This is a genomic window from Aquiflexum sp., assembly GCF_041751335.1.
Taxonomy (GTDB): Bacteria; Bacteroidota; Bacteroidia; order Cytophagales; family Cyclobacteriaceae; genus Aquiflexum.
Map to the genome: position 1 here is coordinate 47,802 of NZ_JBGSXS010000072.1, position 12,411 is coordinate 60,212.

The following is a 12,411-nucleotide window of genomic DNA, read 5'->3' on the forward strand; positions in this document are numbered from 1 at the left end:
AAAGAGATTAACTACATTTGTAACACTATTTACCTGATTAATGTCAAATATCACCTATCTTGAAGGAAGAGTCAATAAATTCGAAAATTGTTAAGCCTGAGCGTATTATTCTGCTGAAAGTGGCAACAATGAAAGATTTCCCTAACACCTTTCACAAAAATTATCATACCCATTTATTGTGTCATCGGGGGAGTATTACTTTCCTGTTCAACGAGGTTAAGATGAAATGTAAAAGCGGTGAATTTTTATTTTGGTTTGCTAATAGTTATTTGACCAACTTAGAACTTTCAAAAGGTTTTACAGCAACAATTCTGCTTGTAGAAAATCATTTCTTGATCGACAACATTCCTGACCAAAACTTGGGTATTGATGCCACCTTACATTCCCGTCAATATCCTGTTAAACAACTGAATAATAAGAATGACAGGCAACGCGTGTTAACTAACTTCCAATTGTTGTATGATAAATTTCTGGATATGGAACATCGCTTTTATGAAGAAGCCCTGAAACTACAAATGCGACTTTTCGTTCTCGAAATGTGGCATACCTTTGCTAAAGAGTACGAACGCAGAAAACGAAGTTTACAAACCGGAACGCTATATGAGAGGTTTAGGAATCTGGTTCAGGATCATTGTATGAAAGAGCGTGAAGTCCAGTTTTATGCCAATGAGTTAAATATAACAGCAAAATATTTAAATGCTATCTCCAAACAGAATTCTGGCATTACAGCCTCAGAATGGATTAAACGTTTTGCTAAAGAACGCATCGTTCTGCTTCTACAAAATAAGAATCTGAATATCGCAGAGATTTCCGATGAAATGGGATTTTCAAGTCGGTCATTTTTCACTCGCTATGTAAAAAAAGTATTAGGAGTTACTCCGAGTGAATACCGCAATCGGTTAAGGGTAGAATAACAAATGTGCGCTGTGGTTCTCTTTGGCTTTTGTATAGCTGGTTTTTAGCTGTAACCCAAATTGCTTACAACAATTGCGTAACACACTATCACTTTACACTTTTATAAAACATATCTAAAGAAATTTTAAACATAAAAGTGCCTCATTGGGAATTATCCGATTCTACCTAAAATTTAGCTCTTAAAATATTCATATCCTCACTTACTTTCTTTTCAAGAACCGCGCATATATTTGAGTAGTAGCCATTTTGGTATGGCCGAGGAGTTTGGATACTGTTTCTATTGGAACTCCATTGGATAGGGTTACAGTGGTCGCAAATGTATGCCTGGCTACATGTGAGGTAAGATTCTTTTTAATTTTACATTGTTGGCATATTTCCTTTAAGTAGGAATTCATTTTTTGATTAGATAATCTAGGCAGCAATTTTCCATTTACCTGTGCCAATTCTGAATTTTCATACTTTTTAATTACCCATAAAGCTTTTGGAAGTAAAGGAATTTTAATTGGGGTAGAGGTCTTTTTTCTTCTTGTTTGAATCCAAAGGTTCTGATCCTGGCCTTTTACGACATCTTTTTCTGACAATTCCATAATATCTCCATAAGCAATCCCGGTATAACAGATAAATATGAATAAATCCTTGGTGACATTCAGTCTGTTTAATGGACTTGAAAATTTTTCTATTTTTTCAAGCTCTTCTTTTGAAAGGAAGTCTCTATCTGTTTTGACGAGTTTTGTTTTGAATTTCACGAAAGGATCCCGCTCTATCCATTCTGTATGAAAAGCCATGGTCACCATTTTTCTAAGTCTCTGGATGTGCTTCATTATGGTATTGTTACTAATGGATGGCTGAGGGTGTTTGGGGGTATAGGATCTCAGAAAATTTTCAAAACCGATTACAAAACCATAATTAAGATCTCGTAAATAATAGTCCTTTGTTTTGTACCGCTTTTTTACATACTCAAGAATATACTTCTGGCTGGTTTTATAATGCCTTTGTGTATCATAATGCAGGACATGCTTTGTCTGTTCATTGTGGTAATCTATAAGTTCCTGTAAAGTGGGAAACTTTTCATCCTCTCCTAAATACCTTGCTTTTACCGTTTGAGCAGTAATAATGCCTCCGGAGGATTTTAGATCTATATAACTTTGGAAAATTTGGTTACGGGTAGCGTCCAGATATTCATTAATCTGTTTGGCTTGTTTGCTACTACCTTTGACCTTAAATTTTTGTATATCCCATTGATCAACAGGTATTTTTTCCTTGAGGCTTAGGTTTACTCTTTTACCGTTTACGGTGATTCTTACAAAGAGATCTGCAAGATTTTCTTTTGCACGGGAAGTGTTGATCCAGAATAGGATCGAAAATGTTGACTTAGTTTTCATGAATTTTCGTCTTTTGATGGTACATAATCTGTTTAAGACGAAAGCCGTATTACCCTTATTTAAAGGTAATTATTAAAAATAGGTCAAGAAATAAAACTCAAAAAGTTGTTGACCGATTTGTGAACTTTTATGGCCATTTTTAACAGTTTTAAATGATTTCAAATGATATCATTAAAAATGAAAAACCCTGAAAATCAACAGATTAACAGGGTTTAGTTTTTAACATATTCTAAAAAGTGATCGCGTCAGGATTCGAACCTGAGACCGCCTGCTTAGAAGGCAGGTGCTCTATCCAGCTGAGCTACGCGACCAATTTCGCGGTGCAAATATAAGTTTCTTTATATTTATATCAAGGTTTTTTTGGCAAAATATCTTGCTCAATTGAGACGCGTTCTTAAATGCTTATTATTCAACCTTATTGCACAATAAATAATTTGAATAATATTTTATTCTTGACTTTCCATATAATTATAGATAAGAAGCGATGCCCGGGAAAGCATATTAGTTGCCGTATCCATATTTTCAAGATTCTTTGAAAGTATCACCAATACATATTTTCGACCGCCCGGTAAATAGACAATGGCCGAGTCGTGATGCACACCGTTGATCCATCCGGTCTTATTGGCAATTTTAACATGCTCTGGTAAAAGTGCTGGAATCATGTCTCTGTGTTTTTGTTTTAAAAGAATATTGACCATTCTCTTACTGGAGATTGTATTTACTGCCTCTCCCCGGGCAATAGCCTCTAGAATAAGCATGAGGTCATAAGCTGTAGTGGTATTACTTAAGCCTGCATCAAAAGCTTTTATGTCTTCCACTCCCCGTAATACCTTGATATTTTTTGCACCCATGCCCCTGAGGGTAGAATTCACATTATCTGCCCCCACCAGTTCTATCACGATGTTGGTTGCCAGATTACTGCTGTAAATGATCATATCTCCAACCAAATCCTCAATACTTCGATAGCTCCCTATTTGCTCATATAATTGTTCCCCACTATCTCTTGAAATGTCCATTGAGTAAGTGCTGCCATCTACAATACTTTTAAACTCATTCTTTACGAGGAGGGAATCTGAAAGTTTATATTTTCCTTCTTTTACCTGTTTGAAAATTTCCAGCATCACCGGTATTTTCATAGTACTCGCCGCATGGAAATTTTCATGTTCATTAATAAATATATTCCTTTCCGGTTTCTGCAAGTCTTTAAAAGCAATAGCAAAATCCCCTTTTTCAGTTGCCAGAAGGGATTCGAGTTTTATCCTTAAACCGGTTGTTTCCTGAGAATACACATAAGGAATAGCAACAATCAAGGCTAAAAGAATTACGATAATATTTTTCATTTAATGATATCGTTAGGAGGATAAAAAGTTAAGCTTTATAATTTAAATTTTCATTCAGCAAAGAATCTGTATTAATTACAGGAAGAATGAAATCTTTTAATCTCTTAGGGTTTAATTCCCCGATGCTTGCATCGTTTTTACTTTTTGGAATTTGGGATTTGTTTTTTTGGAATTTGATACCTCGTATGCTTGCATCGAGGTAGTTCATTCCTGTGCCTAAAACCCGTTTTAACAAAATTCCCCGTGAGGTCGAATACGTCATGGCAGAAATATAATTCCCTAAATTTTTTTGTAGGATGATTTTTTCCACCTCGCGGGAGATTGTATATTTTTCAATTTCCTGTACTCTTAAATAATATAAAAACTGAAATACGGCCTGGGCTTCTTCAGTATTATGGTTATCGCAATCGGTGATTATTTCAATTCGCAGATCAGCTTTAAGAATATTATCTTCAGGATCAGTATTCAATTCCATATTTAACATGAAATCCATGGTAGGAGATCAGTTCCGAATCAAAATTTAAAGGAGTGCTAATCTGCTCCAATACGAGTTTATACCCCAGAATTTTAATATCTTCGGGGTTAAAGTTTGATTTTTTCCATAAAATCATGAGATTTTATACAGTTCCTAATGCGATCTCCACCATTTTTGAAAAGGAGGTTTCGCGATCTGCAGAGGAAAGATGTTCACCTGTTACGAGGGAATCTGATATAGTGAGTAGGGATAAAGCCTTAACCTTATGTCTGGCGGCAATGGTGTACAATCCTGCTGTTTCCATCTCCACACATAACACTCCAAAGTCTGCCCATTTTTTATATGCTTCGGGTTCATCTTCATAAAATTCATCTGAGGAAAGAACATTTCCGGCTTTTATCTCAATGTTTTTCTCTCTGGCAAAAAGGGCCGCTTTCATAAATAATTCAAAATTAGCGGTAGGGGCATAATCTGCATTGATGAAGCGGGAATTATTTATTCCGGAAGTAGTGGAGGCAGACATCGCTATTACTATATCTCGTAAAGTAATCCCCCGATTATAAGAACCGGCAGAACCTACCCGTATCAGGTTTTTTACTCCGTAATTATTAATGAGTTCGTGACAATAAATAAGGGTAGAGGGGATACCCATCCCTGTTCCCTGAACACTTATGGGTTTACCCTGATATGTACCTGTAAATCCAAGCATACCTCGTACTTCATTATAACATACCGGGTTTTCCAGGAAAGTTTCGGCTATCCATTTAGCTCGTAAGGGATCACCTGGTAATAGAATTGTTTCGGCTATTTCGCCTTTTTTAGCCTGTATATGTGTACTCATTAATCTTCTTCTTTTTCAGTTAAAATATCAATTCCTGCTGAAGTGCCTATTCTGGAAACTCCAAGTTCAATATATTCCAAAGCGGTGGGACGGTCCTTGATGCCGCCTGAAGCTTTTATCTTTACCTTATCTCCCACAACATCTTTCATCAACTTCACATCTTCAATGGTTGCCCCCGAGGGTCCAAATCCTGTAGAGGTTTTTACGAATTCTGCCCCTGCCTTGACCACCGCTTTACAGGCTGCCCTTTTTTCCTCATCTGTGAGATAACAGGTCTCGATGATGACCTTTAATACTTTATCACCAATAGCTTCTTTAATCCCGGTAATTTCGTCCTCAACAGCTTTGAAATGTTCAGCTTTTAAAAGACCTATGTTGATGACCATATCGATCTCATCTGCTCCATTTTCTATGCAATCCAGAGCTTCGGCTATTTTTACCTCTGTACTCATAGCTCCAAGGGGAAATCCTACCACGGCAGCTACTTTAACTGGTGAATCCTTCAGCATAGAAACAGCGAGTCCCACATAACCACTGTTTACACAAACGGCATAAAATTCATAAGATTTGGCCTCCATACAAAGATTTTTGATGTCCAGGGGGGTGGCGACCGCTTTTAAAATAGTGTGGTCAATGTACTGATTTAGCTGCATAAAAGAGGGTAGAAATTGTTTTAATATAAGATCATTTTTGAAATGCTTTACTACAAAAATATACAATTGTTTAAAACCCTCTTCTAAAAATAAAAGTTTAATAAAAAAAGCTGCAATTTTACACTCAAAATTACATTGTTTCCAACCTTCAATGCCCCCCCCAAAAAAAATTTATAAAAACTTATTATTTAGCGTTTAACATATCAAATTTTTGCTTATTTTAGTATTATTAAAATGTTCTTTTTGATTATAAAATCTGATATTAATTCCATCAAAAGATCGGGTCTTCCCGACTCACTTTTTTCATTAAGAGTATGATTGTTGGATGGTATTAATATAGAGATGGAAACAGGAATTTCTTTAGAAGTTCCTGTTTCTTTAAGAAATAAATTTAACCGGTGTTACATCGGTTAAATCTGGAGGAAAAAGGAGAGTACTACGGAATTAGTCATTTCCCTTAAAAAAGGAGAAAAACTTTGGAAGAGTGAATCCTTATCCTTACCGGAAACAGGTAGGCGTAGTCTACCTGTTTCTGTTTTATAAAGTTTCATTTAGATCATTTTATGGCCTGGGTGTTCAATTTAAACCAGTAAAGCTTTTCCTTATTCCTTTCATTTTATCTCCTAAGTATTCAAGGTTTCAGGTTGAATATTCCAGGTTTAGGGTTCAGCGTTCAGCGTTCAGGGTCCAGATTCCAGGTTCAGTGTTCAGCGCTCAGTGTTCAGGTCCAGGTTCAGCTTCCAGGTTCCAGCTTTTAGATTCCAGGTTTAGGGTTCAACGTTAAGGATTCAGGGTTCATATATCTAGATTCCAGATTCCAGGTTCCAGGTTCCCTTTGACCGATAATCTAAGCTGGAAACCGTGAACTGAATTATCAACAATAACTATTGCATAACTCCTTTAGATCAACTCTCCCGGAAAATTTCTATTTATTAATTTTACTTGTATGAACCATCGTCTACCCCTGCATATACTTATTCATCTTTGCCTGTTATTTTATGGTTGCGAGAATTATGATCATTCGAGCCAGCCTTCCGCAGAAAAAGGTACCGCACAACTTCATTTTGATAAGGCAATCAATGCGAAAGCCTCCGGGGAGATTCTTTCCCATTTAAATCTTGCCCTGGAGTCGGTGGAAAGTAGTCATGACACTTTAATTCCTTTACTTCTTGATTACAAGATATATTATCATTCAAGCTTCAGGGAACCGGACAGTGCTTTTTATTTTTCTGACAGCCTTATAAGCTGGGCAATCAAAAAAAAAGACACAGTGAATCTGGCATTAGGCCAGTACAGGAAGTCAAGGGTCCATTTTCAACTGGGAGATCATGAACAGGTTTTCAGGGATGCTTTCGAATCAAGAAGACTTTCACTTCTTATTGGGGATAGTACCTCCGCAGGGCAAAGATCCCTGGAGATGTCACTGGCCCAAAGCCGGCTGGGAGATCATACCGGAAGTCAGGAGAGTGCTACTGAAGCTCTTAGGTTTCTCAATAATAACAAGGATTCACTGTATATAAGCAGCGCTTACAACAATATAGCTATTTCCTACCGGCTCCAGGATTTTTATGATGATGCAGAAAAGGAATACCTGAATGCCCTGAAATTTGCTTCCCGAAAATCAGATAGTCTTGTATATCTAAACAATCTTGCATTGGTGCTCCAGGAAAAGGGAGATTATGCCCGATCTGTCAGAATACTGGAAGGCATAATTGCCGGTGAGGGACTTGAACCGGTCTCAAAGGCAAGATATCTCGACAATCTTTACTATACTAAATGGTTATGGGACCCCGAGATTAATGTGGAGAAAGACTTACTTGAGGCAATGGAGTTAAGAAAAGATCATAACGACCGTGAGGGTTTACTGGCGAGTTATTCTCATCTCGTGGAATATTACAATGAAAAAAATCCTGCTGAAGCCGAAAAATATTCAAGATTATTACTGGAAAATTCGCGCAAATTTGGGAATACAAGCGGGGAACTCCAGGCCTTAAAATATTTAGTGACCATTGCACCAGGTAATACGCGATGGACAAATGAATACATTGTTCTAAACGACAGTCTCAACCGTGCCCAATTATTAGCCAGAAATATCTTTGCCAAGATAAAATTTGATGAAGAGCGCAAGCAGCAGGAGATAGACAATCTTGAATCTCAACGAGCCTTTCAACTCCTTGAGGCCAAAAGGCTACGTAACCGGAATTTGATTTTTTTCCTTATGGGGCTTCTTGTAATACTGCTCTTGTTTTTTCTTATTTATTATTTCAGGCAACGCCATAAAAAGGAAAAAATAATGGAGATTCACAAAACTGAAAGCCGGATATCTAAAGTCATACACGATGAATTGGCCAATGATATTTTTAATGTAATGAGCAGCCTTGAAACCCTGGCCCCCGTTCCTGTGATAGACCGGCTGGAGAGGATCTACCTGCGTACCAGGGATATTTCCCGCGAGAACAGGGAACCCGACACCGGCGATTCTTATTTCAAAAGCATGATCTCCACCCTCTCCAATAATATACCTGAAAATTCCAGGCTCATCATAAAAGGAGAAAACACCTTGGACTGGAATAAACTTGCCGAAGAAAGGAAGGTAATTATCTATCGTGTTTTACAGGAATTGATGGTAAATATGAAAAAACACAGTAAGGCAAAACTGGTGGCTCTAAGCTTTTCAAAAGCAGGTAAATATCTGTATATCAATTACTCTGATACCGGAATTGGCATACATGGGGAAGTGTTGGAAAAAGGCGCCGGACTTCAAAATGTGGAAAACCGTATTTTTTCATTGAACGGAAGTATTAAATTTGAATCTGAAGCCGGAAAAGGATATAAGGTTCACATCAAAATCCCGGTTTAATTAGATCCTATGTTTATAAAAGCCCTGGTAGTAGATGATATTGATAGCATAAACCATGCTGTTGCCAGCGTTCTCCGTGACTTGGAAATTGAAAATGTGGAATATGCCCAATACTGTGATAAGGCATATATAAAAGCCAAACGAGCAATGATGGATAAGGTACCATTTGATCTTCTTATATGTGATCTTTCCTTCAAAACAGATCACAGGGAGGAAAGCATAAAAGGAGGAAGGGAACTTATAGCTATTCTAAAAGAAATGGACCCTGATCTTCAAGTGATAGTAAATTCAATAGAAGACCACCCTCATACCGTAAAATCCCTTTGGGAAAGTGGAAATATTCAGGGATATGTATGTAAGGACAGGAACGGGATGAAGGAGTTGTGTGAGGCTATCAAAGCACTGTCTGTGGGAAAAAGCTACAACTCGCCAAGAATAGACCGGAGTATGAAACAGGAAAATCTAACGATTCTTGATAATCTGGAAATTAAACTTCTCACCTATATTTCCCAGGGACTTACGCAGGATGAGATTCAGGAAAAATTTAAAACAGAAAATATCTTCCCAAGCAGTAAAAGCGCCATAGAAAAAAGACTAAAAGAGCTTAGGGAAAATTTTAATGCAAAGACTACTCCCCATCTCATAGGGATTGTTAAAGATTTAAAATTGATTTAGAGAGGAAAGATGCCGGTTACTTTTTCAGAGCAGGGGGGTAGGGCTCTCTGTAATGTGAAGTGCCGGTATTCTCTTTAAGCCCCCCAGCCCCCAAAGGGGGAGCAAAAAATCAAGCACCAAGCACCAACCTCCAATAACCGCAGGAAGTTTCCTTTTTTCTTTTACTTACTATTTTCAACTACAACATACAACATACAACATACAACATTCAACATTCAACATTCAAACTTTCCAACTTTTCAACTTTTCAACTTTTCAACTTTTCAATTTCCAACTTTTCAACTTTTCAATTTTCAAATTTTCAAATTTTCAAACTTCTCCTTGTTAAATTTTAAAAATAATTCCACCTGTTAAGAATACGTTAAATTTTTTTGCTTACATTGGCATTATTATCGATTCTAGAAGGATAGGAAATTATTTCTGAATAATTGATTAAATCCGGTTCCCAACCCCCGGAACCTGCTCCAGTGCCCCCTGCTAAAGATACCTTGTTGTATTTTTTAGATTGGGCGGGATGATAATAAGACCTATAACCCCAACTCTAAAGTCCCAACATTCATTATTTAGCATATCCCATATAGGAGTTTAACCCCACAAAAAACCCCAACCCCCATGCCCCCAGATTATGTATCCCAAATTCAGGCGTCTCATAAAGGTATGCCTGAAAATCAGCCAAGAAAGGCGCCAGCTTATCTACTTGTGACCCACGATCCTTATTTTAGTATCTGGTCCTGTTCAGACAATATAAATGAAACTCCTACCGTACATTGGTCTGGCAGGTCGCATGCCCTTTCGGGGCTCATTAAAGTAGACGGTATAAACTATCTCTTCCTTGGCGCGCTTTCCCAGGGGATAGATCCGGGAGAGGTTCATATAGCAAAGCAAATCAATGTAAGCATCACGGCAATGCAGACCAAGTACACCCTTGTTTGTGGTAAGGTGGAGATTCATCTTGGTTTTCTTTCTCCGCTCCTTATGGATGATCTGGATATTTTGTCCAGGCCTGTAACCTATATTTCTGTAAAGGCAATCAGTCTAGATAAAAATGAACATGAGATCCAGGTTTATTTTGGTGCCTCTTCCTATATAGCAGGCAATGAAGAAAACCAGTTTATAAAGGCTGAAGTCAGCTCTTCCTCCACTCTTTCTTTTTTGAAAGCAGGAACTACAGAACAACCTGTATTAGATAAAAAGGGAGATGATGTAAGGATAGACTGGGGATATCTTTATGTTGCATCTTCAAAAAATTCGAAAGCAATTCAGAGTGTCACTTCCCCATTTGAGGAAACAGATCCTTTTAGTATCAGGATTAATGAAACCGGTCCTTATGAGGGGCCTGGGTTATTACTAAACACAGTATTTCCGCGGGAGCAACTAAAAACCGAAAAGGAATTTCTTATACTCCTGGCTTATGATGATATATATTCTATAAATTATTTTGGTACTTCTTTACGCCCGTGGTGGAACCGGAAAGGAAACACCACCATCCTGGAACAACTGGAGCTGGCTTCACGAGATTATGAAATTATTCTGAAAAAGTGCGATGTTTTTGAAACAGACCTGCATGAGACTGCCAGAATTTATGGAGGCGAAACCTATGCGCGACTTCTGGATCTGAGTTATCGGCAATGTATCGCCGCACATAAGCTTGTTGAAAGTGAGGAAGGAGAGATCCTTTTTCTTTCCAAAGAAAATTTCAGCAATGGTTCTGTCAATACGGTTGATGTAACCTATCCATCAGCGCCTTTATTCCTTATTTATAATACAGATTTGTTAAAAGGTATGCTCAATGGAATATTTTATTATTCTGAAAGCGGAAAATGGACCAAACCATTTCCGGCGCACGACCTTGGCACATATCCAATTGCCACGGGCCAAACCTATCATGAGGATATGCCGGTGGAAGAAGCAGGCAATATGCTTATTCTCACCGCCGCTATTGCCAGGGCAGATGGGAATGCTGATTATGCCGCTATACATTGGGAAAGTCTTACTATTTGGGTAAACTACCTGTGTCAACAGGGATTTGATCCTGAAAGTCAGTTGTGTACAGATGATTTTGCCGGACATCTGGCCAGGAATGCCAATCTTTCTGTTAAGGCTATTGTAGCTATTGGCAGCTATGCTTATCTGGCTGAAGAACTTGATTATAAGGAAACTGCAGCAGAATATATTCAAATCGCAAGATCCATGGCCGAAATGTGGAAGATTCTTGCCGATGCCGGAGACCATTACGCTCTAACATTTAATGATAAGAATACCTGGAGCCAGAAGTACAATCTTGTATGGGATAAACTGCTGGAGTTGGATATATTTTCAAAGGAGATTTATGAGAAGGAAATCGAGTTTTACCTTAAAAACATAAATGAATACGGACTCCCTCTGGACAACCGATCTGATTATACAAAATCAGATTGGTGTATATGGACCGCTACTCTGGCAGATAACATCGATGATTTTCAAAGCCTTGCAGATCCTGTATATAAATTTGCTTTGGAAACCGAAGACCGCGTTCCCTTAACCGACTGGCATTATACCAGCCGTGGCAAGATGGAGGGATTCCAGGCCAGAAGCGTGGTAGGAGGATTTTTTATAAAAGTCCTGAAGGAAGAGTGGAAGAAAGAAAAATTCTATAAAATCCTGGAAAGGGAAGTTTTTTGAAAAATGAGTTAAAAAGTTAAACGTTAAAAAGTAAAAAGTGGAGGGGGGCCGGATCACAAGTACCAGTTATGAGTTACCAATTGCCGGTTATCAGTTATCAATTGCCGGCAAACAATTAACAGTTAACCGTTATCATTTGTCGGTTAGTCAGTTGCGGGATATCAGTTGCCGTTTAAAAGAATCTCTCGGAGTGGAACCAATGCATTTAGCCCTGAAAGGGCGCAGCCCATTAGGTACAAGGGAGCCCTGAAAGGGCGCAAGACATCAGCGACGGGTGCAGCCCATCGGGTAGGAAAGCCCCCCGATCATAGCCCTGAAAGGGCGCAATATTTTATTGGGGATAAAAGTTTGGATTGCGTTTCCTCCAGTACCCCGGCACCCCTAAAGGGGAAGGGTTTTTTCGATAAAATGAGTTTATAAAATACCATCCGTGTGTGAGTTAGAGTTCCCTTTGGGGGCGGAGGGGGCCCAGGGGTGAAATCCTGAAAGGGCGCAATATATCAGCAATGGGTGAAGCCCATCGGGTAAAGAAGCCTTTAAATCCGGGGCCCTGAAAGGGCGCAATATTTTTTTATTGGGGATAAAGGTTTGGATTGCGTTTCCTCCAGT

The 12,411-nt window shown here is 38.4% G+C and carries 9 protein-coding genes and 1 tRNA gene; 4 read left to right on the forward strand and 6 right to left on the reverse strand.

Features of this window, described 5'->3' with window-relative positions; all coding sequences use genetic code 11:
* Positions 1-59 precede the first annotated feature (59 nt).
* A complete protein-coding gene (locus tag ACEW8U_RS04550) occupies positions 60-914 on the forward strand; it encodes a helix-turn-helix domain-containing protein (RefSeq protein ID WP_373520850.1) in 855 nt (284 codons plus the stop codon).
* 201 nt (positions 915-1,115) lie between these two features.
* Here ACEW8U_RS04550 and ACEW8U_RS04555 read toward each other — a convergent pair whose 3' ends face one another.
* The 6 genes from ACEW8U_RS04555 to deoC form a co-directional block, all read right to left on the reverse strand.
* The gene (locus tag ACEW8U_RS04555; RefSeq protein ID WP_373520851.1) at positions 1,116-2,297 is read right to left on the reverse strand and encodes a site-specific integrase; all 1,182 of its coding nucleotides are present in this window, start codon (positions 2,295-2,297) and stop codon (positions 1,116-1,118) included.
* A 237-nt stretch (positions 2,298-2,534) separates the two neighbouring features.
* Positions 2,535-2,608: transfer RNA gene (locus tag ACEW8U_RS04560), tRNA-Arg, on the reverse strand.
* A 135-nt stretch (positions 2,609-2,743) separates the two neighbouring features.
* A complete protein-coding gene (locus ACEW8U_RS04565; protein ID WP_373520852.1) occupies positions 2,744-3,637 on the reverse strand; it encodes a serine hydrolase in 894 nt (297 codons plus the stop codon).
* A gap of 28 nt (positions 3,638-3,665) precedes the next feature.
* Positions 3,666-4,112, reverse strand: coding sequence for a hypothetical protein (locus tag ACEW8U_RS04570; RefSeq protein ID WP_373520853.1), 447 nt, complete (start codon positions 4,110-4,112; stop codon positions 3,666-3,668).
* A 142-nt stretch (positions 4,113-4,254) separates the two neighbouring features.
* Entirely contained in the window at positions 4,255-4,953 is a 699-nt protein-coding gene (deoD, locus tag ACEW8U_RS04575; protein ID WP_373520854.1) for a purine-nucleoside phosphorylase, read from the reverse strand.
* Entirely contained in the window at positions 4,953-5,606 is a 654-nt protein-coding gene (gene deoC, locus ACEW8U_RS04580; protein ID WP_373520855.1) for a deoxyribose-phosphate aldolase, read from the reverse strand. Before deoC ends, deoD begins: the two co-directional genes overlap by 1 nt.
* 946 nt (positions 5,607-6,552) lie before the next feature.
* Here deoC and ACEW8U_RS04585 point away from each other — a divergent pair.
* The 3 genes from ACEW8U_RS04585 (at position 6,553) to ACEW8U_RS04595 (ending at position 11,802) form a co-directional block, all read left to right on the forward strand.
* Entirely contained in the window at positions 6,553-8,466 is a 1,914-nt protein-coding gene (locus tag ACEW8U_RS04585) for a tetratricopeptide repeat protein (RefSeq protein ID WP_373520856.1), read from the forward strand.
* Between the two features lie 9 nt (positions 8,467-8,475).
* Entirely contained in the window at positions 8,476-9,141 is a 666-nt protein-coding gene (locus ACEW8U_RS04590; RefSeq protein WP_373520857.1) for a hypothetical protein, read from the forward strand.
* Between the two features lie 612 nt (positions 9,142-9,753).
* Entirely contained in the window at positions 9,754-11,802 is a 2,049-nt protein-coding gene (locus ACEW8U_RS04595; protein ID WP_373520858.1) for a glutaminase domain-containing protein, read from the forward strand.
* Positions 11,803-12,411 lie beyond the last annotated feature (609 nt).